The sequence below is a fragment of the Photobacterium sp. DA100 genome (genome assembly GCF_029223585.1).
Classification (GTDB): Bacteria; Pseudomonadota; Gammaproteobacteria; order Enterobacterales; family Vibrionaceae; genus Photobacterium.
In genome coordinates this window covers 1,912,189-1,938,479 of sequence record NZ_CP119423.1, presented here as the reverse complement: position 1 = coordinate 1,938,479, position 26,291 = coordinate 1,912,189, and the positions used below count along the sequence as shown (strand labels likewise).

Annotated in this window: 35 protein-coding genes; 24 read left to right on the top strand and 11 right to left on the bottom strand. The window is 42.8% G+C overall.

Going from position 1 to position 26,291, the window contains the following annotated elements; all coding sequences use genetic code 11:
* Positions 1 to 219 precede the first annotated feature (219 nt).
* Together PTW35_RS09075 and PTW35_RS09070 are read left to right on the top strand one after the other, a co-directional pair.
* Positions 220 to 1,398 carry an FIST N-terminal domain-containing protein gene (locus PTW35_RS09075; RefSeq protein ID WP_281027403.1) on the top strand — a complete coding sequence of 393 codons (1,179 nt, stop codon included), beginning with the start codon at positions 220 to 222 and terminating at the stop codon, positions 1,396 to 1,398.
* Between the two features lie 3 nt (positions 1,399 to 1,401).
* Entirely contained in the window at positions 1,402 to 3,489 is a 2,088-nt protein-coding gene (locus PTW35_RS09070; RefSeq protein WP_281027402.1) for a PAS domain-containing hybrid sensor histidine kinase/response regulator, read from the top strand.
* Between the two features lie 280 nt (positions 3,490 to 3,769).
* Here PTW35_RS09070 and PTW35_RS09065 read toward each other — a convergent pair whose 3' ends face one another.
* Positions 3,770 to 4,126 (bottom strand): DUF3693 domain-containing protein, encoded by a 357-nt coding sequence (locus PTW35_RS09065; RefSeq protein WP_281027401.1) that lies wholly within the window; start codon positions 4,124 to 4,126, stop codon positions 3,770 to 3,772.
* A gap of 115 nt (positions 4,127 to 4,241) precedes the next feature.
* On the opposite strand from PTW35_RS09065, the gene PTW35_RS09060 reads away from it, so the two are divergent.
* The 12 genes from PTW35_RS09060 (at position 4,242) to PTW35_RS09005 (ending at position 13,385) form a co-directional block, all read left to right on the top strand.
* Positions 4,242 to 4,451, top strand: a complete 210-nt coding sequence (locus tag PTW35_RS09060; protein ID WP_281027400.1) for a hypothetical protein — start codon at positions 4,242 to 4,244, stop codon at positions 4,449 to 4,451.
* Positions 4,435 to 5,706 carry a replication initiation factor domain-containing protein gene (locus tag PTW35_RS09055; RefSeq protein ID WP_281027399.1) on the top strand — a complete coding sequence of 424 codons (1,272 nt, stop codon included), beginning with the start codon at positions 4,435 to 4,437 and terminating at the stop codon, positions 5,704 to 5,706. Before PTW35_RS09060 ends, PTW35_RS09055 begins: the two co-directional genes overlap by 17 nt.
* A gap of 22 nt (positions 5,707 to 5,728) precedes the next feature.
* Positions 5,729 to 6,031: a hypothetical protein gene (locus PTW35_RS09050; protein WP_039461205.1), complete on the top strand. Its 303-nt coding sequence runs from the start codon at positions 5,729 to 5,731 to the stop codon at positions 6,029 to 6,031.
* A 210-nt stretch (positions 6,032 to 6,241) separates the two neighbouring features.
* Entirely contained in the window at positions 6,242 to 6,442 is a 201-nt protein-coding gene (locus tag PTW35_RS09045; protein ID WP_281027398.1) for a hypothetical protein, read from the top strand.
* A 38-nt stretch (positions 6,443 to 6,480) separates the two neighbouring features.
* Positions 6,481 to 6,702: a hypothetical protein gene (locus PTW35_RS09040; RefSeq protein ID WP_281027397.1), complete on the top strand. Its 222-nt coding sequence runs from the start codon at positions 6,481 to 6,483 to the stop codon at positions 6,700 to 6,702.
* Between the two features lie 182 nt (positions 6,703 to 6,884).
* Positions 6,885 to 8,480 (top strand): hypothetical protein, encoded by a 1,596-nt coding sequence (locus PTW35_RS09035; RefSeq protein ID WP_281027396.1) that lies wholly within the window; start codon positions 6,885 to 6,887, stop codon positions 8,478 to 8,480.
* Entirely contained in the window at positions 8,480 to 8,881 is a 402-nt protein-coding gene (locus PTW35_RS09030; protein WP_281027395.1) for a DUF2523 family protein, read from the top strand. Before PTW35_RS09035 ends, PTW35_RS09030 begins: the two co-directional genes overlap by 1 nt.
* Positions 8,882 to 8,883: 2 nt before the next feature.
* Entirely contained in the window at positions 8,884 to 10,314 is a 1,431-nt protein-coding gene (locus tag PTW35_RS09025) for a zonular occludens toxin domain-containing protein (RefSeq protein WP_281027394.1), read from the top strand.
* A gap of 137 nt (positions 10,315 to 10,451) precedes the next feature.
* Positions 10,452 to 10,688: a hypothetical protein gene (locus PTW35_RS09020; protein ID WP_281027393.1), complete on the top strand. Its 237-nt coding sequence runs from the start codon at positions 10,452 to 10,454 to the stop codon at positions 10,686 to 10,688.
* A gap of 608 nt (positions 10,689 to 11,296) precedes the next feature.
* Positions 11,297 to 11,959: a hypothetical protein gene (locus PTW35_RS09015; RefSeq protein ID WP_281027392.1), complete on the top strand. Its 663-nt coding sequence runs from the start codon at positions 11,297 to 11,299 to the stop codon at positions 11,957 to 11,959.
* 110 nt (positions 11,960 to 12,069) lie between these two features.
* Positions 12,070 to 12,591, top strand: coding sequence for a hypothetical protein (locus PTW35_RS09010; RefSeq protein WP_281027391.1), 522 nt, complete (start codon positions 12,070 to 12,072; stop codon positions 12,589 to 12,591).
* A 128-nt stretch (positions 12,592 to 12,719) separates the two neighbouring features.
* On the top strand, positions 12,720 to 13,385 hold the full coding sequence (locus PTW35_RS09005; protein ID WP_281027390.1) for a hypothetical protein: 666 nt from the start codon (positions 12,720 to 12,722) through the stop codon (positions 13,383 to 13,385).
* Positions 13,386 to 13,699: 314 nt separating this feature from the next.
* Here PTW35_RS09005 and PTW35_RS09000 read toward each other — a convergent pair whose 3' ends face one another.
* From PTW35_RS09000 to PTW35_RS08990, 3 genes are all read right to left on the bottom strand, one after another.
* On the bottom strand, positions 13,700 to 14,326 hold the full coding sequence (locus PTW35_RS09000; RefSeq protein WP_281027389.1) for a hypothetical protein: 627 nt from the start codon (positions 14,324 to 14,326) through the stop codon (positions 13,700 to 13,702).
* Positions 14,327 to 14,433: 107 nt separating this feature from the next.
* Positions 14,434 to 15,111, bottom strand: a complete 678-nt coding sequence (locus tag PTW35_RS08995) for a hypothetical protein (RefSeq protein WP_281027388.1) — start codon at positions 15,109 to 15,111, stop codon at positions 14,434 to 14,436.
* 181 nt (positions 15,112 to 15,292) lie between these two features.
* Positions 15,293 to 15,514 carry a DUF3653 domain-containing protein gene (locus PTW35_RS08990; protein WP_281027387.1) on the bottom strand — a complete coding sequence of 74 codons (222 nt, stop codon included), beginning with the start codon at positions 15,512 to 15,514 and terminating at the stop codon, positions 15,293 to 15,295.
* Positions 15,515 to 15,897: 383 nt separating this feature from the next.
* Here PTW35_RS08990 and PTW35_RS08985 point away from each other — a divergent pair, with 383 nt between their 5' ends.
* The gene (locus tag PTW35_RS08985) at positions 15,898 to 16,224 is read left to right on the top strand and encodes a helix-turn-helix domain-containing protein (RefSeq protein ID WP_281027386.1); all 327 of its coding nucleotides are present in this window, start codon (positions 15,898 to 15,900) and stop codon (positions 16,222 to 16,224) included.
* 335 nt (positions 16,225 to 16,559) lie between these two features.
* Positions 16,560 to 17,249, top strand: a complete 690-nt coding sequence (locus PTW35_RS08980) for a hypothetical protein (RefSeq protein WP_281027385.1) — start codon at positions 16,560 to 16,562, stop codon at positions 17,247 to 17,249.
* Between the two features lie 37 nt (positions 17,250 to 17,286).
* On the opposite strand, the gene PTW35_RS08975 is transcribed toward PTW35_RS08980, so the two are convergent.
* Positions 17,287 to 17,682 carry a hypothetical protein gene (locus PTW35_RS08975; protein WP_281027384.1) on the bottom strand — a complete coding sequence of 132 codons (396 nt, stop codon included), beginning with the start codon at positions 17,680 to 17,682 and terminating at the stop codon, positions 17,287 to 17,289.
* A 221-nt stretch (positions 17,683 to 17,903) separates the two neighbouring features.
* Complete coding sequence (locus PTW35_RS08970) at positions 17,904 to 18,314, bottom strand: hypothetical protein (protein WP_281027383.1); 411 nt, start codon at positions 18,312 to 18,314, stop codon at positions 17,904 to 17,906.
* A gap of 287 nt (positions 18,315 to 18,601) precedes the next feature.
* Between PTW35_RS08970 and PTW35_RS08965 the strand changes: the two genes are divergently transcribed.
* From PTW35_RS08965 to PTW35_RS08935, 7 genes are all read left to right on the top strand, one after another.
* Positions 18,602 to 18,856 (top strand): hypothetical protein, encoded by a 255-nt coding sequence (locus tag PTW35_RS08965; protein ID WP_281027382.1) that lies wholly within the window; start codon positions 18,602 to 18,604, stop codon positions 18,854 to 18,856.
* A 602-nt stretch (positions 18,857 to 19,458) separates the two neighbouring features.
* Complete coding sequence (locus PTW35_RS08960; RefSeq protein ID WP_281027381.1) at positions 19,459 to 20,127, top strand: outer membrane beta-barrel protein; 669 nt, start codon at positions 19,459 to 19,461, stop codon at positions 20,125 to 20,127.
* Between the two features lie 96 nt (positions 20,128 to 20,223).
* Complete coding sequence (locus PTW35_RS08955; RefSeq protein WP_281027380.1) at positions 20,224 to 20,571, top strand: antibiotic biosynthesis monooxygenase family protein; 348 nt, start codon at positions 20,224 to 20,226, stop codon at positions 20,569 to 20,571.
* Positions 20,572 to 20,583: 12 nt separating this feature from the next.
* On the top strand, positions 20,584 to 21,246 hold the full coding sequence (locus PTW35_RS08950; protein ID WP_281027379.1) for a hypothetical protein: 663 nt from the start codon (positions 20,584 to 20,586) through the stop codon (positions 21,244 to 21,246).
* Positions 21,247 to 21,379: 133 nt separating this feature from the next.
* Entirely contained in the window at positions 21,380 to 22,156 is a 777-nt protein-coding gene (locus tag PTW35_RS08945; RefSeq protein ID WP_281027378.1) for a winged helix-turn-helix domain-containing protein, read from the top strand.
* Positions 22,149 to 22,595 carry a hypothetical protein gene (locus PTW35_RS08940; RefSeq protein WP_281027377.1) on the top strand — a complete coding sequence of 149 codons (447 nt, stop codon included), beginning with the start codon at positions 22,149 to 22,151 and terminating at the stop codon, positions 22,593 to 22,595. Before PTW35_RS08945 ends, PTW35_RS08940 begins: the two co-directional genes overlap by 8 nt.
* Positions 22,596 to 22,892: 297 nt before the next feature.
* Complete coding sequence (locus tag PTW35_RS08935) at positions 22,893 to 23,276, top strand: response regulator (RefSeq protein ID WP_281027376.1); 384 nt, start codon at positions 22,893 to 22,895, stop codon at positions 23,274 to 23,276.
* Between the two features lie 18 nt (positions 23,277 to 23,294).
* On the opposite strand, the gene PTW35_RS08930 is transcribed toward PTW35_RS08935, so the two are convergent.
* A complete protein-coding gene (locus tag PTW35_RS08930; RefSeq protein ID WP_281027375.1) occupies positions 23,295 to 23,738 on the bottom strand; it encodes a flagellar brake domain-containing protein in 444 nt (147 codons plus the stop codon).
* 262 nt (positions 23,739 to 24,000) lie between these two features.
* On the opposite strand from PTW35_RS08930, the gene PTW35_RS08925 reads away from it, so the two are divergent.
* Positions 24,001 to 24,264, top strand: coding sequence for a hypothetical protein (locus PTW35_RS08925; protein ID WP_281027374.1), 264 nt, complete (start codon positions 24,001 to 24,003; stop codon positions 24,262 to 24,264).
* Here PTW35_RS08925 and PTW35_RS08920 read toward each other — a convergent pair.
* From PTW35_RS08920 to matP, 4 genes are all read right to left on the bottom strand, one after another.
* On the bottom strand, positions 24,261 to 24,749 hold the full coding sequence (locus tag PTW35_RS08920; RefSeq protein WP_281027373.1) for a hotdog fold domain-containing protein: 489 nt from the start codon (positions 24,747 to 24,749) through the stop codon (positions 24,261 to 24,263). The genes PTW35_RS08925 and PTW35_RS08920 overlap by 4 nt on opposite strands.
* Before the next feature lie 79 nt (positions 24,750 to 24,828).
* A complete protein-coding gene (locus tag PTW35_RS08915) occupies positions 24,829 to 25,233 on the bottom strand; it encodes a PPC domain-containing DNA-binding protein (protein ID WP_281027372.1) in 405 nt (134 codons plus the stop codon).
* A 93-nt stretch (positions 25,234 to 25,326) separates the two neighbouring features.
* Positions 25,327 to 25,632, bottom strand: coding sequence for a DUF3634 family protein (locus PTW35_RS08910; RefSeq protein WP_281027371.1), 306 nt, complete (start codon positions 25,630 to 25,632; stop codon positions 25,327 to 25,329).
* Between the two features lie 170 nt (positions 25,633 to 25,802).
* On the bottom strand, positions 25,803 to 26,255 hold the full coding sequence (matP, locus tag PTW35_RS08905; protein WP_281027370.1) for a macrodomain Ter protein MatP: 453 nt from the start codon (positions 26,253 to 26,255) through the stop codon (positions 25,803 to 25,805).
* Positions 26,256 to 26,291: the final 36 nt, after the last annotated feature.

Genomic DNA, 26,291 nt, shown 5'->3' with positions numbered 1-26,291 from the left:
CATTAACGGTCATTAAGTGCAGAACTTTAATTAATTACAATAAAAAAGCAGACACTCCATGTGATGCATGTAAGAATACCATCTAGTGGCCGCAAGAGGCATGAAATTCCATTTGGTTATTTTCCGTAAGCCGCATTTAGTGATTTCGTGCAAAAAAAACAATCTTGGGTGCACAGAGTTATAAGTTACAATTCAAATTAATCTATAGAAAAATTCCCCATGGATATCGCTACAAGCTTTTCTTCACAGGCAACAGCATCTGATGCCATTCAAGAGGCCATCACCCAATTACAAGCAAAGCTTGCTAACCCTAAACTGATCCTTGTTTACTTTTCAGAAAAATATGACGCTGTCACTTTTCAAGAAGCTTTAGCCGTTGCTTTTCCTAATGCACAAATTTTGGGTTGTACTTCTTGTCAGGGGGTAATGACCGAAGGTGGCTATCACCATGGTTTGGGCGTCGCTCTCTGGGCTATTTCAGATTTTCATGGCGCATACGGAACAGCGATTGTTTCGACTAATAATTCTAAATATGACATGGCAAGACAAGCTTTATTGAAAGCGATCGCCAATAGCGGGCGTGCTGGAGAATTGCCCGCTCTTATTGTGTTGCACGCGAGCCCTGGTCATGAAGAAGAAGTGATTCAAGGGATTGAAGATGAACTGTGTACATCGGTACCAATCATTGGCGGTAGTGCTGCTGATGATCATATTCAAGGCAACTGGAAAATATTTACACAAGAACAGTATACGCAAGAAGGTGTGGGGATTAGTGTAATATACCCATCTTGCCACATCAGTTATTCTTTCCATTCGGGCTACGCAAGCACCGGCTTATCAGCCAAAGCGACCAAAGTTGAGGGCAGGGAGCTTATCGAACTAGATGGCAAACCGGCAATCGAGGTCTATCAAAATTGGATGAACCAATCTTTGGATGAAGCAGAAAGCATTAGTACCAATAGTAGCTTGAATCCATTGGGGCGTGTAGCCGGTGTTGTCCATGAATTGCCGTATTTCAAATTGGCACACCCACTAAAGACAACCGATCGCGGTGGAATCATCTTATTTGCCAAAGTAGAGGTAGGAGAGACCCTTTATTTCATGCAAGGCACAGAAGAGCGATTAATCACCCGGGCCGGACGAGTCGTGAATGCAGCAAGTAATATTTATGCCAAAGACACGAACCTTAACTCAATCGGGGGGATAACCATCTATTGCGCGGGGTGTATGCTCCGAGTGCAGCATAGAATGGATGAGGTTGCCCAGTATGTTAAAAGTGCAATGCAAACAGCACCATTTGTTGGGCCTTTTACTTTTGGTGAGCAAGGGCAGTTTGTAGGGGGTGAAAATGCCCACGGCAATTTGATGATTTCTGCAGTGTTGTTTCATAAGGATTAAGCAATGGCGAACTATGAATCTGAAAAACTTCAAGAAACATTGCTTGATTTACTCCGCACTAGAGAGCGAGAAAAGCAGTTACGCGATGAAAATACCGCTATTCTAGCCGGCATCGCAGCAATGGCCGGGGCGAACAATAAACGCCAGGTATTCAATAGCTTACTTTCAGTGCTCCGCAAATATATCGGTTTTGAACATGCACTGGTACTTACACGAGAAGATGAGACCGCGTCATTGCAAGAACTCGTCACCACGTGTCGATTCTTTGAATCTAGCATTTGGCCGATCGGAAATGCATTCATTCGCTCGATGAACGGTGAAAGTATTGCGCTTTACGATCCTAGCCAAGTGTATGAATTCCAATCGCTTTCACCTGAGATGGTTCCATTTTGCCAATCTGTACTATTAACCGGTGTGAAAGTAAGCTCGGGCGATGCGCTTTTGCTATTTTTTCACTCTCAGAAAGGGCAATTCACACCCAATTGCAGAAGGGTACTGGAGCGATTCAGACCGCTTTTAGAACGCGCAATTATTGATATTGACTACCGTGAGAGGCTTCAATCATTAGTCACAGCCCGTACCCAGGAGCTAACCCACAGCCAGCAGCGATTTAAAGATTTCGCGAAAACGGTTGGCGATTGGTTCTGGGAAGTTGATACAGACTATCGCTTTACCTATATTTCATCGCCTAACCTGGCCAACCATACCGTTGACAGTAACTGTATCCTAGATATTTTTGGTGAAACTCTAGAATACCGGAAAAAACTGAAGTTGATTTTCGACAGGCAGAGCGCCTTTGAAGATCTTGAATGGCAATTACCTGAAGACGAAGGCGGATTGTGGATCAGTCTCAGTGGAACACCTTATTTTAATAAACAAGGCCAGCTTCTAGGGTATCGTGGTACAGCAAAAGATATCACCAGCCGAAAACAGCAAATCGAAGAAATAAAGCAGGCTAGGCGGCAAGCTGAAGATGCCAACAAGGCAAAATCAGAATTTTTAGCCATGATGAGTCACGAAATCAGAACACCGTTGAATGCGGTTCTTGGTTTGTTGGACATGCTCAGTGGTTCAGGGTTGGATCATAAGCAGCAAAGCTGGATTGGCCAAATGGATCAATCAGCTCAATTACTGTTGACTATCATTAACGATATTCTGGACCTATCTCGTATTGAATCAGCCAGTTTTGAACTGTTCAATAGCCAAATCCGCCTGTCAGATTGTACTGATTTGGTTATCACACAATTGCAAGACCAGGCTCGCAAGAAAGGGATAAAGCTCAGCAGCAATATTGAGCCTGATGTACCGGATCGCATTATTGGCGATAAAAACCGAATTTCTCAGGTACTGTTTAACCTTGTGGGTAATGCAATTAAGTTTACTAATGAAGGCTCAGTTTCGGTCGATATCAGTCGGATGGGCAATAAACTGTACCTCAAGATTTTTGATACCGGCATCGGCATTTCACCCGAAGCACAAAAGCAGTTGTTCAAACCATTTAAGCAAGCCGATGGCAGCATTACCCGTAAGTATGGTGGCACCGGTTTAGGTTTAGCAATCAGCCAGCATTTAATCAAAAAGATGCAAGGTGAAATTCAGCTAGAAAGTCAGCTGCATGTCGGCAGTTGCTTTACGGTAATCTTGCCTCTGGACAGTACTGAAATAGCAGCACCAGAAACAGAAAGGCCTGTTATCGATATAGAGCATTTACCAAAGCTCAATATTTTAGTCGCGGAAGATAGTCCAACTAATCAATTGGTGGCAAAGTTGATGCTGGAGAAACGAGGTCATAAGGTCATGATTGTGAATAACGGCCAGGAAGTGTTGGATATTAGCCAGCATGGACTGAACGAGTTCGACATGATTCTAATGGATATCTCTATGCCAATTCTTGACGGTATAAGCACAACGAAAGTACTACGAGAAAATGGTACCGTCATTCCAATCGTCGCATTAACCGCTAACGTAATGAAATCAGATCAAGCGGCATACTTTGCTGCGGGGATGAATGATTTTATTGCCAAACCGATCATTGCCGACGAGCTCGAGAAGATGCTAGCCAAGTATCAATTATTGCTAGCCAACGAGTAATCAAGAAAAGACGAACGAAAGCGCCGAGTTGAGAAACTCGGCGCTTTTTCTTTAGGCTTGATAGCATCAAGCCTAGTAATTAACACCATGTTTTGAAGTACCAGGCAAACTGACCATTTGCAGCAGTACTTAAAAATAGGTGTTAATTACCTATTTTATGGTAAATAGCCAATACTGTTAAATTGTACAGTAGTTTGATGAATGGGTAACCATCAAAAGAAAGAAGGGGGAAACCAGCATACTGGAAAAGCAACCAATGGTACGTTTACAGATACTCTATTTAACATAAGGTACATAATGCGTACTGAGGGATGGTTGGCACCAGGGCTAAAAATCCTGTCAAACCAAGGACTAAGCCCCTAAATCCTTGGCGACTTAACTTTGCCGTTATGTCCTGCCACGCTTGCTGCGCCTTGTGATCCTTGGCCTTGTCGGCTGCCAGATAGATCAATGCCTCGTGAATATCGATGTTTGCATTTTCTGCTAGAAAAATTGCCTGTGTATCAGACATTTGGCGCTTACCACTTCGGAATTCTGAAATTCTTGATGGTCCTACACCTAAGTCATGGGCAATTTGCTTGTCTTGTATGTAGTTTTTCGATGTTTTGTAGGCATCTAACAGTTGATTTGCATACATAAGAATTCCTCCGTTTCTACCATTTTAGCCGGATAATTCCCAAATTTGGTATCTTGCAGTTCCCACTATTGGGAATTAGGATTACCACATCTGGTAATTATGTGGTTTTAAGCATATGTCTGCGCAGCTCTACTACGAAATCAACGACGACGGGACTGGCTTTGCCTTCATTGATGGCGAACCCGAGTACTTCCGTTCGTTGGCTGAGCTGCACCAAATCGGACAAGAATTTTACCCCGCCGGCTATGAGCTTCATCTGGTCACGGCGGACAACTGGCAATCACTTTATGACTCGGGGGTTTTCGACAATGGCTGCGATTATTGATTACCTGTCCTTCTCGTGGACACCCGAGGAACTGAGCCAAATCTTCGACCTCGCTAAAATGGGCGCTTCCATCAAGGCTATCCGTGGTTTTGAATTCAATGAATATGGTGACAGCGTAACTCGTGACGCCTTGGATACTGCCGCCATTGATTACAAGGCCGCTATCCGCGCCAAACTCCGCGATACTGAATTTGCTATCGGTGCTGACTCGCGCAAGTTCCATGAAATCAAACGTGACATGCTCGACCACTTCGGCCTGAACACCTTGGACTGTCTTTGCCGTGGTGAAGTTGACCGCTTCATCAATCGCCTTAATCACGGCCTTGGCCTGTTCGGCAATGACTGGTCTTTCTCCCTGCGTTCCGGCGGCTTCTCTGGTTACTCGCATTCCGCCAACATTCTCGTTAACGGCCAACAAGCTGGCCTGTGTGCTTGGGGCGCAAAAAACCACGGCTGCTATGTGTCGTTCTCCGGTACGGGTACGGCTGTGTTGGATTTGAATGAAGTTCATAACGCACTGCACCAACTACCAGGTGCAAAAATTACTCGCGTAGATATCGCATTCGATTCTCTCGACGGTAAATACAACATCCAGACAGCGCGCAAAATGGCTGAGCATGGTCAGTTTGTTACCCGTGGCCGTCCGTCTTCTTACTGTTATATCGAGTCGGGCCATATGTCCCAAGTGGCCTGCTACCAGAAAACCTCTGGCAACAGTGAAACACTCAAGAAACGTTTTGGTTTCGTGGCTGACAAAGGCAAGTCGCTTTATGTCGGTACTCGTGATGCTGGCAAGATGCTTCGCGTGTACGAAAAAGGCAAACAGCTCAAGTCCGAGCACAAAGACTGGGTACGCTGGGAACTCGAGCTACGCGCCAAAGATCGTGTACTGCCGTTTGATGTGCTGCTTGAACCCGACAAGTATCTGGCAGGCGCTTACCCTGCCCTTAGCTTCGTCAGCAAGGAAAACCAATGCCGCATTGCTACCCATAAGCGCAAATGGTTTACCAGCGTTGATAACGCAGTGCGTAACGGTGCTACCCAATGCGGCAAGCTGGTTAACTTCATGCGCCAATGTCTGGATATGGATGACTCCCAGATTGTCCGTTTGCTGACTAACCATCTCGAATCCCATGAGATACCAGACCGACTCAATCAGCCTGTCTATGAGGATACGGACGAATCCAGTGGTATCCGGCTCCGATGTATGAAGTTCATCGAACCCGATAACCACGACATTTATTCACTAGCGTAATGACATACAGGGAAATAAGACAATGACAACTTTAAACGTAATGGTAACGGGCGCTGTATTGGGCAGCGGCGTATCAAAGAAATCCGGCTCACCGAAGCCTTACCAAATGGCAAACGTGATGTACTTGGCGTCGGCTGAATCTTTCGTCAACGACGACCACAACATCCAGCGCTGCGGTATGCAGGAAAAACAAATCCCGATGGCGTTCAACCAGAACCTATACGCCCAGTTCGCCGGACTCTCCTATCCTACCCAGCTCCAGCTGGTCTTGGAGCCTGACCCGCAGAACCCGACCCGTAATGTTGTTGTGGATTTTAAGGACTAACCAACATGGCTAACTTTGTACCTGATGCTTATCTACCAGTTAAAGACCAATGCGTGTTTGTCCGGTATTACACCTATCAGGCACAAATGGGCAAAGAGCTACCGATATGGATTTATGACAAATACATACTTCCATACCTCAAATGATTTCGGCTTGGGGCGGCTGCGCGAAGGCTGAGCGCAAAGCCCCAGAAACAAAAGAATTGAATATATGCGCTGCTTATCTGATGGACAAATAACGGATACCCCAATATCCCAATGTGCGGGTTACGTTCTATTACAGCCCGATGATGTAGCCATGTATCAGAATTTCGATAACGAATTATTTATCGAAGTCTCCGGCATTATCTTGCTGAGCTTTTTTACAGGCCACGCTGCTGGCCGATTAGTTCGCTGGCTAGGTAAAGCCTAATTACTTACTGCTTGTGTATCAACAAAAGGAAAATTGTTATGAAATACCTATCTACTGCTAAGAAATATAGTTCTCGTTTGGCTGTTGTTGCGGGTACGGCTGCTACTTCTGCCGCTGTTCATGCTGGCGATTACTCTTCTCAGATTGCGACGGCCAGTTCCGAGGCCAATGGTAACCAAACCGCTGTTATCACCGCTGTTGTTGGTTTGGCTGTTATCGGTTTCGGTGTGAGCATGTTCCTGCGTTGGCTCAATAAATAATGGGTGGTTTGCCCCCAGAAATATTGCTTGGGGTTGCATACTCCATGGCTGTTATATACGGCTTTGTTTCTGGGGTGCAATCCCATTAGTTAAAGGGCGGCCTAGGCTGCCCTTTTTATCATTTCTCATTGGTGAGCTTGGAATGTGAAATTTTTTGCTATTTTATAGGTTGTAGGTATTTAATGCGTATTATAGTTTTGTTTTTTTCAATTTTATTATATTCAGTCAACGCCTATTCATCTGATTTTCATTGGAATAGTATATCCCCTCAAGTTGATGGGTATTTAGCATTAGATAAGTATTCTTCCTGTGGTGCTTGGTTTGAAAAGAACAAACCAGATTTTTCATTATATCCTGATGCAAAGCCACTTATTCATGTATGTGAACCTTCGGCAATTCCTAATCATCCTTATTTGCGAGCAACTTTATCATGGGTCTACCCTTCAAAGTCATGTTCTGATGGAATGAAACCTGCTCAACCTCCAAGTACAGAATGTATTCCTGATGATAATTATTGTTCATCCAGTTCATTTGATACAGATAGACAAGCAGCAGAAAACCAATGCTATGCCAATAGGCCAGTAGACCATGATATGAATTTTTCTGCATCATGTAATGCAGAAACCCAATCAGCAAATTTCCAATGTGATTATTTTCCAAGTTGTACTGGCCCAGATTGTGATGATATTTGTATTGGGCCTGATCCTAATTGTGATGGTGGAATTGGTGATGGAGATGGTGGTGGCGATGGTATTGATGATGGCGGTGGTACTGGTGATGGTGGCGATGGTACTGGTGATGGTGGCGATGGTACTGGTGATGGTGGCGATGGTACTGGTGATGGTGGCGATGGTACTGGTGACGGTGATGTTGATAATGGCCTACCGGATGGTGAGAAGCCTGATGATGCAGGCAGTTCTTTTTGTGAAGAGTTTCCCGAACTTTGTTTGGACTATGAAGATTGCCTGACTCCTACTGCGCCTTGGCTTTGTGATACACGGCCAGATTGTGACCCCTCGCAAGGTGATATCTGTTTGGATTGCGACCCAGCAACCGACGGTAGTTGCCTAGAACTTGAAGGCGTTATATCGGCAATTAATGGTGTTCAACAAGCTGTGCGTGATCATAACAAAACGTCTTATGGCGTTGAGAAAAATACTGGCTCTACAGTAAAAAACACAAAGATTATTGCGGATAACACCAGCAAGTCTAATGAATTATTAGCACAGTTACGTGATTTAAATAAAACTGGTAACGAGATTTTAGATAATAAAATGATTGAGCTTATGGCTAACCTTGATGGTATTGGTGACCAAATAGGAAAAGGTACGGGCGATATTGTACAAGCTATAAAAGATAGTGCATCAGGAGGTTCAGGCTCGGATTCAGGTGAAAATCAAGGTGGAATAGATTGTAGCAAGCCAGAAAATTCCAATTCTCTTATGTGTAGTTCGATTAGTGGAAGTATTCCCAATAATCGCCCTGACCCATTTAAAGGAATTTTGGATGATGAGGATATTAGTACGATTGAAAGTGAAATAGAAGATTTGCGCCTTGATATCAAAGAACAACTTGATAGGTTCGCTTCTGAGCTTGGAAACGTAAATATCAGTGAATCAGGTTCTGTACCAAGAATTACCCATAATATTACCAAAGCTGGCAAGACATTCACTATTTCAAATGATGTTTGGATTGAAAATGCTGGCGTAATTAAAACAGTGGTTATTGCTCTCGCGTCATTGGTGGCTTTTGCCATTATTCTTGTTAGGAGGAAATAATGAAACGGATTTTATTAGTACTGGTTGGCCTAGTTGCCCTGCCCGTTCTTGCCAGTGAACAAGCCAGTTCAGGGATATTTCAGTTCTTTATTGATGTAGCAGCACGGGTTGATGACTTTTTCCAATACACGCCCAATTTTATCGAGCGTCTTTATGCCTATTACATCAAATTCGCTATTAAGTTGAAGCTCGTTGCCCAGCTTGAAACCATGAAGTTTGCTTTCACTGTAGCGCAGGAACTATTAGCCGACCTCAGCATATACCAGTTTATTGATACCGCTTTTGCTTCCCTAGATTCTGATATTCGAGGTGCGATTGGTGCCTATGGGGTTGGCACTGCCATCATGCGTATTGTCGAGGCAATGACTACCCGCTTCGTTCTTGATTTCATGGGAGTGTAACCATGGCAACGATTATTAGGCACGGTGCGGCGGGTTCATATAAAAGTGCCTGCGCGGTGTGGTTCGATTTGTTACCGGCATTGCGTTCTGGCCGTGTGGTCGTGACCAACGTCGAAGGTATGCAGGACATCCAGACCATTGAAAAGCGTCTTGGTGAACGCTTTCCCGTATCTGCCCGCATCATTCGCATATCATCAATGAGCGAGAACGGCATCAAGCTCTGGCAGAACTGGTATAACTGGTGTCCGGTTGGTGCCATGATCTTGATTGATGAGGCGCAGGATATTTATAACAAGACGGTGGGTTTTGATATGGCCCGCAACGTCTTTCAGGGAATCGACGCCTTTAGGGAGCAGCTCCCCAAAGGCTATAAAGATTTCTACCAGGCACAACTCAATGACTTCAAACCCGATGCTGTGCCCTTCGACGATACTGGCGAATCCATCATTGATATCAGCGGCAATGTCATCTTGCCTAAGAACTTCAACATGGCATTTATGCGCCATCGTAAATACAACTGGGACATCACCCTGTGTACGCCGGATATCAAACAGATACCTTCCGAAATCAAAGGTGTATCCGAACTGGCGATACACCACAAATCAAAAGACAGCTTTGCCTTGTTCAAGCGGCGCCCTAGGCTCTGGGAACATGATCCCCGCTCTGCCGCTACCAAACCGAGCAAGGATGACTCCACCAAAACAATTAAGGTGCCTGTAGCTGTTCACCTTATGTATTCATCCACCGTAACAGGCCAGATAACCAAGTCAGGCGCTGGCACTTCCATCATGCGCCAACCTAAGTTTTTGCTGTTCCTGCTGACCTTAGTTGTTTGCGTCTTCTTCTTTGGGAAATCCGTCTATGAAATCGCTACGCGTGATAATACTAATGATGCTGTACAGGCTAACCAAACTTCCCCAAACTCGCCCGTTCCTGATGGTTCGCCAGCTAATGAGGCCGATACGTTACCTAGTCAGCAAGTTGAAGCCGCTAATCAAATGGCTGATGTTCCGGTTAATGATATTCGCGCTCGTTTCAATCGCGCTGCGGTTAGTGCTCCGGTTTTCGACCGTCCTCATGTAGATACTCCTGTCCTGCAATGGCCGTATGACATTACCCAGCTTTATGTGTCGGGTGTACATGTCGAACTGACCGACTACAAGAAAGCAATTACCACCATTGTGTTTGAACAAGTTTCTCGTGACGGCCAGCGCGGATATGTTCACAGCACACACCTAAAGCCGATGGGCTTTAAGTTCCAAGTGATAGACCCCTGCTTTGTGCTGGTTGAATATGGCAAGCAGCAACAAGTGTTGATGTGTAACCCGGTCAACACCCAACAGGAAATCAGACAAGATGAAAGGTATGTCATCACCGAACAAGAACCATCACCGCTTGGTGATTTGATTGATGACGGCCAATTCAAGATCTAGCGGATATTTGAATTGGATCGATACGCTAGTTAGGTTTTGTGAAAACGTCAGATAACTATCTGGAATCATTACGCAAACACGGCATCCTTTCATTTCAAGCCTAGCAAAATTACGCATAGTGCTCATAGGAGGTATCTATGCGTTTATTTATTATATTGATTGCCTGTCTGGCAATGCCAGTCACGGCATCATCAGTTCAGTCCTACAAGATGAAATTTAAGCATTTACCTTGCACTGGCCTGCAAGGTGTTGTTACTGATATTGAAACAAAATACAACCATGTAAATGACTCAAAAAAGAAAGAGTATAGGAAGAAAGTTAAAGCTATCAATCAATTACGAAGGGATAAGAAGTGCCATCGTAGTTTTAATTAGCTTTTAGCTCGATGCCGTAGGCATGCTAGGCCAGTGCGATGAAGCTGAGATCTTTGACGTTATAGACCAGGTGCGAATCGGCAAAATTTCATGCATCCCCCCATCCTGCTAAGCCATTAAAATTGGGTTGCTTCGGACACTCAGCACTTGGAGAACTGGATAGTCGGAGACACTGCACTATGAGTAATGGCAACCACTAAACAAGTTATTGAGCCTGAAGGAGCATTATGGATTTTGTCGCTGTTCTACATATATGGATTGGATTTACTGTAGCAACCTTCTTGTTCCTCATGCTTTACCTTTTCAAATAGAGATCTCTTACCTTTTTGGCCTCTTCGCCCCAAATCAGCCCTCAAGCTCAAACCGCTTTTTCACTATGTGATATGAGCCAGATTGTGTAACTAACTTTCAAGTCAGTAGAGTATGCTTTTGCTTACATTTGGGTGTAGAATTGTCGGCATTATGACGTTAAGTGTCCGAATACCCTGTTTTAGTGTGAAAAATCGGCTATTTAACGTAATGGATATAATGTCTACCTGATTGCTTAAGGGTGGATATGCGAAACAAGATCGCAAAATAAAATGTTAGGGCTATTTAGAAGGAGCGTCATGAAAAGGGATTTAGTATCGTTACTGGTACACGATGATAACGTCAAGGACCTCGCAGGGTATTTGTATACAAACCCTGTCGAAAAATACTCATTACGTATCGCCATCATTCTCGCTGGGGCTTCACTTCCATTAATCTACCTAAATCTTTCAAGGGAAACTGGGGGCTGGTTAAGCTTGATAGCGGCGGCTATGTTTCTTTTATACTCAATATCCTATTTTGTTTGGAATCTACGATATATTGCGTTACCAACCAAAAGTTACTTTTTAGACCTTCAAAAACGTGTTTCTAGCGAAGAGAGAATCATTAATGCGCTATCCTTGGAAAATAGGTATCAACTTTCCGAACTATATAGAAGATTAAAGTTTGAAAGAGAAAGACTTAATGCTCGAATCGGATTTTTAATAGGAGCAATTGATAAGTTAGGTTTGCTTCCGGCGGTGATTGCTTTGTACTTTACATATGTTAAAGCAATGAATGATAAGTCACTTGATACAATCCCTTACCCGATTTTAAGTTTCATCGTTGGTATTTATATAGGTTGTATCATAGTGAAAAAAATCATCGACCGTATAGATCATATGTGTCTGGCCGTGGAAGTTGCAATGGAGCGTTCTGAAGCTATCGAGGACATCAGACAGCACGCCCTAACAAAAGCATGAACGGGACGTTTACTCGTAGCACATTTTTCTAAAAACGGTGATTTAGCCGTTTCAATCAATTTGGGCTAGTAAACGCCCGTTATGCTGACGTTATGTTTTTAGAGGGAAAAATGTATTTACTCGAATTATTCTCAGATAAAAATGATCAGGTAAAGTTAGTAACTTTTCTTTTATCAGCATTGTTAGCTGTTCTGGTTTTGTTACTTAATCAGTACTTCTCACAGCGTAGAGTTCGCCAAGAGTACCTTTTGAAAAAAATCGAAGAACTCGCACAATTCTCTATTGAGTATACAGATCTTTGTGCTGTGATTTTAGATGATATAAGAGACCAAGCTGCAAGTAAGCATATTGAGCACCCAGAAGTAAGTGATGAACACCGAAGGAAGGTGCTTGCAGTAATTCGGAAAATGGAACTGATTGTTGGGCTTTATTTCAAAGGTTCAGGTTTTGACCCAAACGATTATTACCTTTGGAATATGCAAATTTTAGAAGCATTAGAAAAAGGTAACTTTTCTGAAGAAGATGAGGTCCATATACTGTTTCAAGATGCAAGGCAGCATATAGTAGATAGTGATGCAAAGTTAGCAGTCTTGTGTTCTAAGTTAGTCACCCGTTATGGACACAAAACATAACAATACAATCAAGGTGATTCGTTACACTCGGCGGTTTTGGTATGGAGTTCAGTGTGCTTGGCTCGTTCAATGGGGCACACCTTATTGCAGGCGTTAGCCGCAAAAATTAAGACATTTAGGAGAAATTAGTGAGAAGAAAGCACGAGCAGTCTGTTGTGGATGCCTTTTCTAATCAGTTCGCAAGGCAAGCAACTGATAGAGGAAGAGCAATGAGTCGTTGTTCTTTGGATGGTCAAGACTCTATCTTAGGTGCAGACTATATTTTTACTACAACGACAAATTTTGCATTAGTTGAGTTTAAATATGAAGAGCGTGATATTCGCGCTGAAGGTAATAAAAGTTTAAGAGAAAGACTCTGCTTACTACTTGATGATGACGTTAGTCGACGTTCTCAAAGTCTAAAGTGCCACTATATAGCATGGTCAAAAAAAAGACAGCAGAGGTCTGTTGTATTTAATAAATATTATCCAGAGGTTTGCAATAAAAATATATTTCCTCAAGCACTTCAAATGGTTCAAGATGAAGGTGATATAACTTCAAGACAGAATGCGAATGAAGTGATTGATAAGTTTTTAAATGGAGAAATAGGCTCAAATTATTATACTTTCAAGCAGTATACTAATTGGCTACTTTCTATTGGTGGCCATGAAGGTTCTACTGTAGAGGTCATGCTTGATAACCCTGATAGTGATCAACTAGAGATTCTTGATTTCCCTTCGTTAGAATTAATGAAAAACTGGTTGGATCATAACCGGCCAAACAGAAGTGTTACTTATTCAACTCCAAGTCCATAGAATCCAGCGGCTAACAAAAACATCAAGGTGACGCGTTACACTCGGCGGTTTTGGTATGGAGTTCGGTGGGCTTGGTATGTTCATCGTGGCACACCTTATGCTCACGTTATAAATCTTAGGTTCTGCATGAACATTGTTACAGTGTAGCGGCTTTGCTTTCATGCCCCGTCTAGTAATACGGGGTGAAAGTTTAACTATTGCAACGTACAGAGTTAGTTGACTTAAGCCCCATGCTGGGGCTTTCTTCTTATTGATCCAAGTTTTCTTTCAACAGTCATCTTCAGCATTCACGCTCACGCGGCTAATATGTCATACTATATTTTCACACCTATGTCATTGAACATACTTTCCTCTATACGTGAAGTCTCAATTTGAGTCTTTGTGAAACCGAGGCTGCTTAGTACTGGTGCCGTAGCTTTGTTTGAATCCAGGTTATCACGATTTTTAAAGCGTTCTCCCTCCTGCCTTAACAGGTTAATCTCGAAAACTAACTTACAAGATAATTTGATTGTGTTTTTTGTAGACTGCACACAATAGATTTCTTGGTCAAGAATCGAATCTATACCTGTTTGTGAGTGATACATGACCTGCTCTATTGAACTTGGTATCCGCTTAATCGCAACTCTCTGAGGTGAAGTTAATATGGTTGAAGATTCGTTATAAAAATGGGAAAGCACATCAATATCAATTTTTCGAGGCATAGGTACCGGTAGCTTTCCAGTATTGACAAGCTCTGTTTGTGTTCTGAGGTTCAGCAAAAATTGAAAGTGTTGCTCTATGTGTTCACTTAGTTCATTTTGTATGTCTTCAAGCTCAACCATTAAGCCTCTATAACTTTGTTTTCGCTTGAAATCGGCCTTTTGCTTCTCAATAAGAGGTACTAAAATCACCGAAAAAACAGCGCCTAGCAAAAACAAACCGATTTTAATCAAACTATCCATTAACACCTCTTTTAGTACTAATGCCTATCATTACATGTATCTCGATAAGCTGACTGAACACACTGGTTTCAGTGTAAACTCGCAGACTGTAAAGCATCCTTTTTTCATTAAGTTGCATTGTAAGCCACTGCTCGTATCCAATCATCGAGGTTACTGCTATACCGTTTGATAAACTCAAGCTGTTGTTTAAACAACTCCTTTCTTTCGTTGTCATAATTCCCAGCAATGTATAGCTGCTTCGTTGATAGTTTTATTTTTGAATGAAGCAACAGATATGATGCATGACTATAACCATTGTAGAAGTTCTTGGCCCCCTTCAAGAAGTCTACCCCTTCTGAATTCAAACCAAGAAGATCTTTATTTTCAACAACTAAGCCTACAACCTTATCGGCTCTAGTGTGAGCTGATTTTTTCATATATTCTTCATAAAAGTTAAATTGATGCTTCCCTTTGGCCACCTTCAATTTGTCCTTTCTCTTGAGCAGAGCAGAAAAACAAAGAGATTCATAAGAAATACGCATTGAGTTGCCAGCAGGAGCTACGTGACCAAGTGATAATAACTGAGTTGCTGTTACTGCAGATTCAATAGCTAAATATATGTAACCTGAAACAGTGCAAGCTCGATTAGATGGGTCATTATTACATGGTGACTCTTCTAGAAGATTGAATGCTTGTGAAAATATATCTAAAAGTTCTACGACTTCATCACGAAAGTCACTTAAAAACAATGCTCTAGATTCACTATTATCAACCATAATATGCTCGAAAAGTTCTGAGCTATTCACGTACTCTCCTTCTATCTAACAATTTACTATGATCTATCTACTTTATCATTTTTTAGTGTGTGTAAGATACTGAAAATGAAGAACAAATATCGTATAGAAATCGTGATATGTTTAGTGATTTTTCATATCACGATCTACTTGATCAGCTTTAATTAAGTAATTTTTGGTGGTGGGATAAAAACTAAATTGTAGGTAATCGCTTCAACATCCTAGCTGTTCTGATGATCGCGGCCTTCATCTCCCTATCGTTCTCGGCACTGATTTGTAAAAGCGCATTCCCCGTTACGATCCTGTCTGGGGTTAAAGTCCATCCGTTCGGCGTCACCAACTCACCTTGTTTAATTTGCCACCCTCTCCAGTCGTCATTAATCGCTGCAAGATCTCTACATGAATAGAGCTTCATTAGTCGTCTGCACTCCGGTGGTATCTTCTGACCCGAGTCCCAACGTGTGATGGTTCTCACAGATTTGAAACATAGCTCAGCTACCCTTTTTTTACTCAGTCCACAGACAAACTTTCGAAAAATGTAGTTTTCGGTCAACTTACTAGTCATAGCGCTTATTTATTCAATCTATCATTAATCAACCGATTGAATAATAAATCCCCTAAACTGTTGATGTTTCGAGTTATTTAACAACTTTGCCAACGACTGTATTTAACATAACGCACCCATAATGCGCACTGAGGTGTAAGATCTAGTTAGAAATGTCAGGTTTGAGCCAGATTGAAATGTCATGTTGTTCTAGCTTCAAAACACGCTTTCTTTGCCGTGTTTGGAGCCTTTAGATGCTATTGACCATGACTGACAATGAATTACAGAGCATCAAACTAATCCAAGACATCTGTGATAAACGGATCACCGGTGTCGATGCTGCCCGCTTACTTAAACTCAGTCCTCGCCAAATTTATCGCTTGGTCAAACGCTTCATCGAATTTGGTGCTGCTGGTTTGGTTTCCTTAAAACGTGGTCAGCCTGGCAACCATCGCCATGATAAGAAATTAAAATTACAGACATTAGCTATGCTCCATCAGCAATATAGCGATTTCGGCCCGACACTGGCCCATGAAAAACTGTCCGAGGCTCATAGGTTGAAACCTTACGCCAATGGATGATCGCCGATGGTCTTTACAGGTTCCCCCAGACTAAACGCAAACCACTTATCTATCAGTCTCGTCATCGCCGAGATTATCTGTTGCTTGTTCAAATGTCGTTACGCAGCTGCCGTTCCGTGGCGGCCGCCGACTCAAGCAACCTCGGCATGAGACGATTAGCAAGGATAAAAAGAAGCAACAACGCAAAATTATGGCGAAGCATGCAGCCAAGAAGCAAGCTCCCTAGCCTTTGCAATTTGATCCGTTAACTGACTCTAACCTAAACACTTTTATGGTTTCCAATCGGTTATTTGCTTGCATACTAAAATCCCTTATTCACTTTCAAGGATGATCCAATGAGAAATCTAGTTGTACTGTTACTCGCTATTTTTATCACTGCATGTGGCGGCGGCTCTGGTGGCAATGCTGACAGCTCAGGCAAAGAAACCGGCACGAAGTTCGATGGTCTATTTCAATCTGGTGAAGTTGTCATGCTGGTTGATAAAAACAATGCAGGCAAAGTGCTTATCTCAGATGGCACCACCATTTTTTACTTTGACAATATCTACACGCTTGCCAATGAACTCAGGCTAACGGGAGCAGCTGTTATTTCTGATGGGCTCTATTTCTATGAACCTAGCCAAGTTGTCAGCATTTTCTATGAAGGTAATACTGCTAGAGTTTCAACGACTATCAACGGCGACCCGTTTGTATACTCGTTTGATCGACAAACCGATAAGCTTGAACCATTGGATAGCCTTGTTGGTACCTTCACTGATCCAATGACTGGTGACTCTTGGTCACTGGACAGTGCCGCGAACCTGACAATCAACGCTGACTGCACATTGTCCGGCAAGCTAATCAGTGAAGTGTCGTTCTATCACACGGTCGATGTTGATGCTTCGGGATGTCCAAACTCTGGATTTGATGGCAGCTACGAAGGTATGGCATTTAATGTGACTGTCGACAGCACTAAATACTTGGCAGGTTTCATCTATAACGATGCTAAAGAAGCCTTCATGTGGGGTTCGGTTCCGCTAAACTAATAAAAACACAAAGCCCGCAGTCATGCGGGCTTAAAACTTATGAAGTTTGAACAGAAGAACCTTTGAAGCGATAAATTCTTTTACTTACTCGTTTTCCTTCACCACTTGCTCCAATATTCATACTTTGTTGGTCCATTGCCACCCCCAATTTACCTGAGCCGCTGTAATCGTAAAACTCTTCCATTTCTACTTCTTCAGCAGTCTCGATACGTTTTGCAATAGCAATCTCCTGAGCTACTTTAGCTTGCGCTTCGGCAATTCTCATTTGTAGTTCTTGCCGTTCACTTTCCAAACGAAGTTCATCAATTTCACTAACAGGTCCTTCAGGATCAGACATATTCCCCAAGGTTGACTGAACAATTTGATTTAGTAGGTAACCTGTTGGATTTATGGCAATTTTAGCTGCTTCTGCCAAAACTTTTTGTTTTTCCATTTTTTATCTCTAACTATTATAGAACGCCATACCGTAGCAGCTTTTTACTAGCAATCCTAATGACTTAGATCATCACTTTTCCATTCTAACTTTAAAATCCTCTTTTCATGCTGCGCTAGCTAACATTGACTTTAACTCACTCCACACCGATTCATGAGACTTAACTGACACATAGCAAATGAACAGCGTTGGCGGATTCACACCCAGTTCATTAACCAGTATCAGCAGCTCTCCCGCGCAAGCCCCCTAACCTTTTTTTGCAAACTGTGTAGAACAGGCCGATAAAAATCGTGGCAATGGCCGGAGTCGTGCCACCAAGTTGCGCGCCAGGTTCTCCGATTGTCATGGTGACTAGTGCACTGTGACCAGTTAGCAAGCCTGCGACAGCAATTCACGTAATGTTTTCGCTGTTCGCCAGCCGCGACTATCCAACCAGTACCGAGCGTGATCGCATCAGTGCTGGTTGAGCTGGCTTTCAATAAAACGTGACAGCGTGACGTTTTGGCGTTCAGCTCTGCCATGCCTTCGCTGATAGTCAGCAAGCTGGTTGCCATGCTTTCTCCGCCGACGGGTTTGGTGAGCATCGGCGTTGTGGTGTAGACGCGAACCGCTTGCCCGGTTTCCAGTTTCACGTTACGGCCACTTGTTGACCTTCTGCCAAATTATCGCTTGGAAGTTGTGACGCGGTCACGGGCTTTCTTGGTCTTCATTCTAGTTGAAGGTGCCGTTTTTATGCTATTAGCAAATAGAGTTATCTGTCGCCATTGGTGGTTTTAATGTTAATTAATCTTCTTTTTACTTTTAACTGCGAGAATTTTCGCAATAATTCACATCTCAAACGCAGATTAGTAGCACGCTATATTGTGGCGAATTCTTAATCTGTTATTAGTGGTGAATTATAAATCAGCAGGAATTATGCATGGCTAAAGAAATTGAAAAATACTGCCCTTTGTGTTTTTACAAACTCAATAAAATCAAAGAAAAAAAGCTGTCGTGCCCTAATACCAGAAATTGTAATTATCAATGCGATGTTAGTAAGAGTGACTTATCATTAACTCATCAACAAATGCTGTACTTTAAACGATTGAGTTTAGAGCGAGAATTTGAGCTCATTAAGTCAAGCTACCAAAAGCGAATCCGCCTACTAACTAAATGGATTGAAGCTGCAAAATAATCATTTCATATTAACTATCAAAAGAAAAAAATCCTGCATACGTTGGGACATGTCGATTCCATTAAGGCTAAATTGCGCGGATAAAGTGTGCCTTGTTAGCTTATTACTTTGTCCACGGTACCTTTAATAAGGTTGCTATGCTCAGCTACTTATTCGCATTGTAGTTGTTAGGTTATCGGCTTAGTTAGATTACGAAAAAAGCTACCTTGTCACCAATCCAATTAAGTGACACTGTAGCTTTTGGCTTGTTGAAATACTCACCTAGCCCCAACAAGACGATTTACCGCTTTCTCAAATAGATCATCCTCAGCCTAACCGGTACAGCAAGCTTGGATATTAAGTGTGATTTTTTCGGGTTTCAGCATGTTGCTGCAGCTAAGAATGTTTATGTCTTGTGATGCTTCTAACTGAGGTTTACGGATGTTTTTTTGTTAAGCCTTGAAATATAAATTATAGTGCGCTAGGTTTGATGTCAATCAATACCCTTTAAAATCAACAGTATATGGGTATTGAGAAATTAATTAATATGAATTATCACCTTCAAATGTTTCAATTTGTCATATCATCACTTAGTCTCCCCACCGTTTTTGGAGACTTATACTATGAAAAACGCTTTCACTCTTTTTGCCCTGGGCTGTGCCATTACAACATCAGCAATTGCTGGTCCTGTTGAGCTTCAGCAAAACTATTCTTATGTCTCTGCGGGTTACCAATACTCGCTTTACAGTGAATACCTTCCGACCGATATCTACAGTAGTTACGACAACATGTCTGGTTACTACGCCCGCGCAAGCATCAACCCTGTTGGCCAAGTCTTTTTAGAAGGTCGCTATGACGATGTCTCCCGAGACCGCCTTGGCTTTAGCCACTCGCTCATTGGCCTCGGTTACTACATGCCTGCAGGCAAGAACAGCTCGGTATACGCCCTATTGGGTGCCGAAAAACTGACCGCGGAAATGGACCTATCGAACCCATTGTTCTCGAATATCTCGATGAGCTATTCCGATACCGCTTTTACCGCTGAACTCGGTGCCAAAATCAATATTATGCAGCGCTGGACTGCTGAACCAGCTATCCGCATTGCAACATTCGATGAGCCTCTGTACGAACTTCGCCTAGATAACCAGATCCATCTGACTGAAGACTGGAGCGTTGAAGCGAACATCGCCCATCGCGCTATGGATTTAGGTAATACTCAATTTGGTGAACTTCCGGTGCTAAAAGAAATGAACTTCCGGCTAGGTGTACGATACCAGTTCAATATCTCGTAATTCAGTAATAATTAATATTAATTAACTGAGCATTTGAGTTTTCTGTTTTTTGTATGTGATAAATTTTGAACGCCATACAATAACAAGGAAATTCAAATGCTCAATAAAGTCATGCCTAGCCTAGTGCTTCTACTTGCTGCCACATCGGCAAGTGCTGAAGTCACTCTTATTAATCCTTTTCACGTACCTGAATCTCACCAGCAAGCCGTGCTCGAGCATTGGGAAAAAGCTAGAGACTTCTTGGCTGAACAACCAGGTTACATCTCAACGACCTTGCACCGCTCTATCCAACCAAATAGCCAGTTTCATTACATCAATGTCGCTAAGTGGGAATCAGAATCCGATTTTAAATCGGCTATTTCCGCAATGAACAAGTCATTGCCCCCTCTGAATATCTCAGAAGTTGAGTTCTACCCTGCACTATATGAAGTTATCAGAAACTAAAAGGAATATAGTATGAAGCACAAGAAATTAATTCCATTGGCGTTTGGTTTAGCCATGACTGCAACTCAAGTACATAGTGCCGCCTATGGTGTTAGCCTTGAATGGAAAACAGACGATGCGTTGACCGTATTCGAAGGTATGAATGCCCAGCGCAATGCATTTTCTGAATTAATCGAACAAGGCGTCATTCACGATCTATTTGTTCGACATTCTACTATTGATGATAAGCAGTTTCCGATCATTAACTTTGTCATGGAAGCCGACTCGGCCGATCAAGTTCTTAAACGTTTGGAACCTTTGCCTTTCTTTAAAGAAGATATCGTCAAAGTGAGCGAAATTAGAGATATTGGCACTAAATGGCTGGATAAAGAAGTCGTCCAAAACACCTATGCACTAGAACTTACCTGGCTAGAGCCCCAGCAAAACCTTTTGGTCGATCAAATTCTCGGAAAAGACCTCCAGAAAGTCGTTAACTGGAATGCGCAAGGTATTGTCACCTCTGCTTACCTCAGCATTCAAGAGTTCGATGGCAACATGAAGCAGCCAACCTACTCTATTGCAATTCAAGCTCGGGATGAAAACCACGTCCAGGACATAGCCAAAGAGCTTGAAGCAGTCAAAACAGAAAGTGCCTCTTACAACATTATGTACCTTGGTTATAAGTTGAACATTTAATCATTCACAGGCCGAACTGTACCTATCGTTCGGCCATACAAACCTTTGCTTATTCAGCTCCTAGTTTTTTACCCTTCACAGCATTGTTTTGAGCTATACATTCCCATAAAATCCCCAGCTCAAAGTGGTGAATATGAGGAAATTTATGCATGACATGACAACACCGGTTTTACTGGGGGATTTTAAGATAGACCCTGTAACACAAGTGCTGATCCGCACCACTGATAACCGGAGCGTGAAACTATCCCGCTCAGAATCCCTGATTATCTGTATGCTGGCAGAGCAGCCCAATGTAGCCGTCAGCCGCGATACCCTGCTTGAAGCTTGTTGGACCGGTAAGGTTGTAACCAACAGCTCGTTGACCGTGGCAATTAAACATATTCGTTCGGCTTTTTCTGAACTCGGTGCAGAAGATGTGATTGTGACTGAGCCAAAGAAAGGCTACCTCATTCGCTTTCCTTCGGCTGAAAGCAATTTACCGGAGCAAGCTGAAACGCCACCAGCACAGGACGAGATCCCAGCAGCTATCAGTAACCCAGATTCAGCGACTCCGTTATTACGAATGCAAGTTGGGAAAAGCAACGTTCTCAACCTGTTACCATTGATCACTACCCTATCAAAGCGTTACCTTGTAACAGCGGTGGCATTTTTCGTTACGGTATTAACCCTTTATCAAATGACACTCTTTGTTGAAAGTACGCGTGTAGATAAACATGAGATACTTTTTGATGGCCAACATATGCCACCAGCGATTGTAGAGGCAATCAGAGCATACCCCGATCCAAAAGCAAAAATGATTGCCTATCCGCTTGGCGGCATTTGCGGTAAGTATCAATTAATTGCTATCGACCAACAGAGTGGCTTTATCGACGTGACTTCAACGATTGAGCAAGGTGAATGCCATGGCTAAGTCCCTTACAAAAGCGGCAATCGGGGTTCTTCTCGGGTTGTTATTTACAATCAGTGTCGGTATTTTTTCTGCTTTAACGACAAAAGATCGATATCAGTTTGATTCTAATTACCCAGGCATTGGCCATGAAAGACTTTCAACCGTCTTCACTCATGGGCGGATCAAGATGCAATTTTTGGGTTATAACACGGCTGATAAGATCACGATTTCAAAGCAGTTCTATGGCATCTTCTTACGCTATGGCGCTCATTATCTCGTCCTTGCCAAGGAGCAAGACACGGCAGAAAACCGGCAATCTCTCACTGCCCGTAGTTTTTACATCGTCGAGTCTGCAGACAAAGCGGCATATATTTCAGATCAACGCGGTGTCTTTATCACTAAAGATAACCAACTGCTGAACCTAAACAGTGTGTTACTCGGGAAACCACTCACCGGTTAACTCAACTAGGCTGCATGAAATGTGCAGCCTGTCATTCGACCTTTCCTTTCGTACTGCCCTTACCGAAGCGCTCTTTTTTGCCAGCCAAGTGTGATTAAATTTTAGACACTCATGAAATTATAGTGCGCTAGAATGATGAATGATAAAGAGGAAGATCACAGATTGACTTATAGTTAATCAAGTTGAACGTTAATTTTCCCTATCATACTAGGTACCAGAGCACCTTATAATGACTTATATTTATTAGTACTTTTGTTATTCTTAGCAGGAACAGGATGAGTTTAAGGAAGAACCAATATGAATAAATTTCTCATCATTGAAGACAATAAAATGATGGCTAAGATCCTGGCCGAATTGCTAAGAAAAAGTATCCCGATTCAAAAGCTCCTTTATGCACCCACAGCACAGCAAGCCTATAGTACATTGCTAAAAAGTAAGGTTGACTGCATTTTTCTCGATCTAAACCTGTGCAAGCCGCTGGACGGGATTGAGGTCTTGCAATATATCCGGACACAATACCCTTCATTGCCGGTTGTGATTGTAACCGGTGATAGTGAAATGGATACCGTTAAACGTGTTATTTCGCATAATCCGAATGACTACCTCGTCAAGCCCCTTTCTATGCAGAAAGTTCAGCGCTGCCTCGAAAAACTCGGGATTTTTCAGCCAAGTGATAGCTAGTTTCCGTGCTGCTAATGGTTAGACCATCCCCCGTTTGACCTCGAGATTATCGTCATAACGGGATTCCTTTTGTAGTTGCACCACATCAATTTTAAGCGGAATATCTACAACTAGCAGCGGAACGGGTTCGGTAATGATATGGCTAATTTGGGTTCTAATTCTTACCAAAGCGCCCTCGCCTTTGTCAGAAACCGCTTTTATTGTCATCCGATAGCCAAGCTGAAAAAATTGATCCCTTTCCGCCTTGTTAACCTCAGGCAATTCAATAAATAGCTTGTCTTTACCATTGGTACCGATAAAAACCGAATTAACTTGATAGAGTTGCCCTACCGGGGTTTTAACACTGAGTGTGATCTCACTTCCGTGCGTAATTTCCATCAGCCCTGGTAACGAAGGTTTTGATAGCTGCCTAATACGATTTTCCATCGCTCGACGTTTAATCTGACTCAGTTGCAGGTTCACGACTTTCCTTACGACCACTATTTGTTTTGTAAGTGGATTCTAATCCTTGTCGAATAGTGACTACAATAGTTTCAACAACCTAGTTAAGCTTAATTTTTAATATAAACGCTCTAGCCTCACGATAAATTGAAGCTGGACCACTTATAAGTGTGATAGCAAAATTCATTTTCAGAAAATATTTACCCTGCAGAAAAAGCCATCAGAAATATTGACAGCCATACAATCTGATAGATAATGCTATCTTTTAAGCGTTATTAAACACATGGCAATTACAATAAGAGATATCGACAAACACTATTTCATGATTGAAGAGTTAAAGTCGATTACTGAGAGCAACGTCACAACCAAAGCATTAATCAAAGGCGGCTATATGGCTGTTGAACTTGGCAAGGAATTGGAACAGGAAAAAGAAAAAAGAATAAAAGCAGAGCAAGCCTTGAACGAGCTACAACAGAAAATCCAACTCTATCTTTCTAGCCACCAGGCCCTTGTCGATATTGCAGCATCCAAAACAACTCAGAATTAAGCCTTAGCAGACATCCATTGTTCTGGGACCCTAACAGCCGTTAGCTTAGCTTCGACGGCTGTTTTACCATCTGCAATAAGGTTGCACACCAAATGGGTTGTCCGCGCTTCCACAGCCGAAATATGCGCTTCCAATACAATATCAGCATTTATCAACACCGGGCGAAGATATTTCAGCGACAAACTCCCGGTTGCAAACCATATCGCCTCTCCCTGACCGATTCCTCTGCCTGCACGCCTATAGGCATCGGCCATGGCGGTACAGATACAGTGGCAATCAATCACAGTGGCAATAATACCGCCATTAAGAAAGTGAGTCGGTGCAGCACAATGATGGGCCTGTGGGATAAACTGACACGACGCCGTATCTCCTGCTGCCCAGAAGCTTTGAATATGAAGCCCATGGGGGTTTTCAGTCCCACAACCAAAACAATGATTCCCTTTAAGCTGAGCCTGAAATGACAGCTCCCCAGTCGCTTTCCCCATAGCTCCACCATCTAATTGTCAGAATTCTTGTACTTACAAGTATATACAGTAGGCCTGGGATTATAGCTTTAGCGACTATCTAAAGTTCCACTTCTTTGACCACCAGCTCGGTAAAACCGGTTGTTGTATCAGGCTCACGGCTGAATGAGAGATTGGTATACTCTGCCAAGCAAATCTCTGCGGTATGGGACACAATCGAACCGTCTTGTAGATGACCGCCATAGACACGGCCCAATCTATCGGCCACTGAAATATGCAAATGGACATGCTCTGGGGTTAGGGTTCCACTGAGCGTCAGGATCTCTAATGGGCCTGCCAGCTCGAGGCTCTCGGATTCATTCGCCAGCCTTATCGAGGCCTGGGAAAGACAACCGACACAACTTAACAATGAACCGGCTTTCATTTCCTCTTGCTTCACGTATGCCAAAATAGACTGTTTTAAATCCATACCGAGTGTTAAGCGAAAAGCATGTGGCATGATCATGATAGATACCTGTATTGTTGCCAGAGAAATGAAGTGCTTATGATACAAAAAAGCTCCCCTTAATGGAGAGCTTTTAGACAGCAAATGATTAAATTAGGCGCGTCTTCCACGCTTCTTCGAGCCACCGCTATACGGAAAAACATTGTGGACCCGTTGTTTGACTTTTGCAGGCACCGACTTAGAAAAAACCAGCTTAGTGGCAAATCGGTTCTTATAGACTTTGATCTTGCCTGAAAATGGCTGCTTGTGCGCAATATCTTTGCAACCAACCAAAAACCCATTTGGGATCTGGCCTTTCTGCTTGGTCAACTTTCCCTCTTCAAATACCAGCACCATCACCGGACGGTCTTTAAACACAAGAATAAATACAACGACAGCAAGGACAATGACATATTCCATGCTCGGCTCCTTTCTAAGTTCCTTTTTCTGGCCCAGCCCTACAAAATGGTTTGCTAAATGGTATTCGGGTAGAAGCTATGGCATCTCAGTTATATTTTACAACATGTTAGCGACTCGCGCCTGAGTCAAGTTAACAACTCTGAAGCGAAACAGGCTTGTGGCTCAAGCTCCTATTCAAAGTCCAGCAGCTCGTGAAGATCATTCTTGAGATCCAGCACCTTCTTGCTCGCCACTTCTGTCTTGTTCGACTCACCGATTAAATACTCGATAGTGTCAGACAAGGTACAATCCAATTCTTTGGATTTTTCCGCCAACTTTTCCCAAACACGGTAATCGAGGTCGATCGATTTCTTGCGAGTATGAACTTGCTCGGCATTAAAGTGGCGCTTGCGCTTAGCACGAATGGCCTGCTTGAGCTTCTTATCAAGCTCTGGCGACATGTGCTTATCAATCCACTTCAGTACCTTAGTCGGCTCATGCTCGAGTGATAGAAGCTCATCTACAGCTGCTTTCGCTTCACTGGTATCGATGTACCCGGTGATCGCTTCACCTTCTTTCCATTTTTTTACTAAATAATTCCATTTCCATCCGGCTTCAAGGTTTTCAAGCTGCTGATATTTCATAGTCGTCAGAGATTCTCGATAAGTCTAAACTTAAGT

What these genes read in the sequence shown, in the direction of transcription:
- PTW35_RS08910 (WP_281027371.1), bottom strand. Translation starts at nt 25,632, where the DNA reads ATGGAATATGTCATTGTCCTTGCTGTCGTTGTATTTATTCTTGTGTTT.
- PTW35_RS09045 (WP_281027398.1), top strand. Translation starts at nt 6,242, where the DNA reads ATGCGCTGCTTATCTGATGGACAAATAACGGATACCCCAATATCCCAA.
- PTW35_RS08980 (WP_281027385.1), top strand. Translation starts at nt 16,560, where the DNA reads ATGAGAAATCTAGTTGTACTGTTACTCGCTATTTTTATCACTGCATGT.
- PTW35_RS09060 (WP_281027400.1), top strand. Translation starts at nt 4,242, where the DNA reads ATGTCTGCGCAGCTCTACTACGAAATCAACGACGACGGGACTGGCTTT.
- PTW35_RS09050 (WP_039461205.1), top strand. Translation starts at nt 5,729, where the DNA reads ATGACAACTTTAAACGTAATGGTAACGGGCGCTGTATTGGGCAGCGGC.
- PTW35_RS09025 (WP_281027394.1), top strand. Translation starts at nt 8,884, where the DNA reads ATGGCAACGATTATTAGGCACGGTGCGGCGGGTTCATATAAAAGTGCC.
- PTW35_RS08920 (WP_281027373.1), bottom strand. Translation starts at nt 24,749, where the DNA reads ATGGGGAAAGCGACTGGGGAGCTGTCATTTCAGGCTCAGCTTAAAGGG.
- PTW35_RS09010 (WP_281027391.1), top strand. Translation starts at nt 12,070, where the DNA reads ATGTATTTACTCGAATTATTCTCAGATAAAAATGATCAGGTAAAGTTA.
- PTW35_RS09065 (WP_281027401.1), bottom strand. Translation starts at nt 4,126, where the DNA reads ATGTATGCAAATCAACTGTTAGATGCCTACAAAACATCGAAAAACTAC.
- PTW35_RS08955 (WP_281027380.1), top strand. Translation starts at nt 20,224, where the DNA reads ATGCTCAATAAAGTCATGCCTAGCCTAGTGCTTCTACTTGCTGCCACA.
- PTW35_RS08925 (WP_281027374.1), top strand. Translation starts at nt 24,001, where the DNA reads ATGGCAATTACAATAAGAGATATCGACAAACACTATTTCATGATTGAA.
- PTW35_RS08990 (WP_281027387.1), bottom strand. Translation starts at nt 15,514, where the DNA reads ATGAAGCTCTATTCATGTAGAGATCTTGCAGCGATTAATGACGACTGG.
- PTW35_RS08940 (WP_281027377.1), top strand. Translation starts at nt 22,149, where the DNA reads ATGGCTAAGTCCCTTACAAAAGCGGCAATCGGGGTTCTTCTCGGGTTG.
- PTW35_RS08935 (WP_281027376.1), top strand. Translation starts at nt 22,893, where the DNA reads ATGAATAAATTTCTCATCATTGAAGACAATAAAATGATGGCTAAGATC.
- PTW35_RS08985 (WP_281027386.1), top strand. Translation starts at nt 15,898, where the DNA reads ATGCTATTGACCATGACTGACAATGAATTACAGAGCATCAAACTAATC.
- matP (WP_281027370.1), bottom strand. Translation starts at nt 26,255, where the DNA reads ATGAAATATCAGCAGCTTGAAAACCTTGAAGCCGGATGGAAATGGAAT.
- PTW35_RS08945 (WP_281027378.1), top strand. Translation starts at nt 21,380, where the DNA reads ATGAGGAAATTTATGCATGACATGACAACACCGGTTTTACTGGGGGAT.
- PTW35_RS08975 (WP_281027384.1), bottom strand. Translation starts at nt 17,682, where the DNA reads ATGGAAAAACAAAAAGTTTTGGCAGAAGCAGCTAAAATTGCCATAAAT.
- PTW35_RS09040 (WP_281027397.1), top strand. Translation starts at nt 6,481, where the DNA reads ATGAAATACCTATCTACTGCTAAGAAATATAGTTCTCGTTTGGCTGTT.
- PTW35_RS09030 (WP_281027395.1), top strand. Translation starts at nt 8,480, where the DNA reads ATGAAACGGATTTTATTAGTACTGGTTGGCCTAGTTGCCCTGCCCGTT.
- PTW35_RS08915 (WP_281027372.1), bottom strand. Translation starts at nt 25,233, where the DNA reads ATGATCATGCCACATGCTTTTCGCTTAACACTCGGTATGGATTTAAAA.
- PTW35_RS08950 (WP_281027379.1), top strand. Translation starts at nt 20,584, where the DNA reads ATGAAGCACAAGAAATTAATTCCATTGGCGTTTGGTTTAGCCATGACT.
- PTW35_RS09075 (WP_281027403.1), top strand. Translation starts at nt 220, where the DNA reads ATGGATATCGCTACAAGCTTTTCTTCACAGGCAACAGCATCTGATGCC.
- PTW35_RS08965 (WP_281027382.1), top strand. Translation starts at nt 18,602, where the DNA reads ATGGCTAAAGAAATTGAAAAATACTGCCCTTTGTGTTTTTACAAACTC.
- PTW35_RS09015 (WP_281027392.1), top strand. Translation starts at nt 11,297, where the DNA reads ATGAAAAGGGATTTAGTATCGTTACTGGTACACGATGATAACGTCAAG.
- PTW35_RS09000 (WP_281027389.1), bottom strand. Translation starts at nt 14,326, where the DNA reads ATGGATAGTTTGATTAAAATCGGTTTGTTTTTGCTAGGCGCTGTTTTT.
- PTW35_RS08960 (WP_281027381.1), top strand. Translation starts at nt 19,459, where the DNA reads ATGAAAAACGCTTTCACTCTTTTTGCCCTGGGCTGTGCCATTACAACA.
- PTW35_RS09020 (WP_281027393.1), top strand. Translation starts at nt 10,452, where the DNA reads ATGCGTTTATTTATTATATTGATTGCCTGTCTGGCAATGCCAGTCACG.
- PTW35_RS09070 (WP_281027402.1), top strand. Translation starts at nt 1,402, where the DNA reads ATGGCGAACTATGAATCTGAAAAACTTCAAGAAACATTGCTTGATTTA.
- PTW35_RS09035 (WP_281027396.1), top strand. Translation starts at nt 6,885, where the DNA reads ATGCGTATTATAGTTTTGTTTTTTTCAATTTTATTATATTCAGTCAAC.
- PTW35_RS09055 (WP_281027399.1), top strand. Translation starts at nt 4,435, where the DNA reads ATGGCTGCGATTATTGATTACCTGTCCTTCTCGTGGACACCCGAGGAA.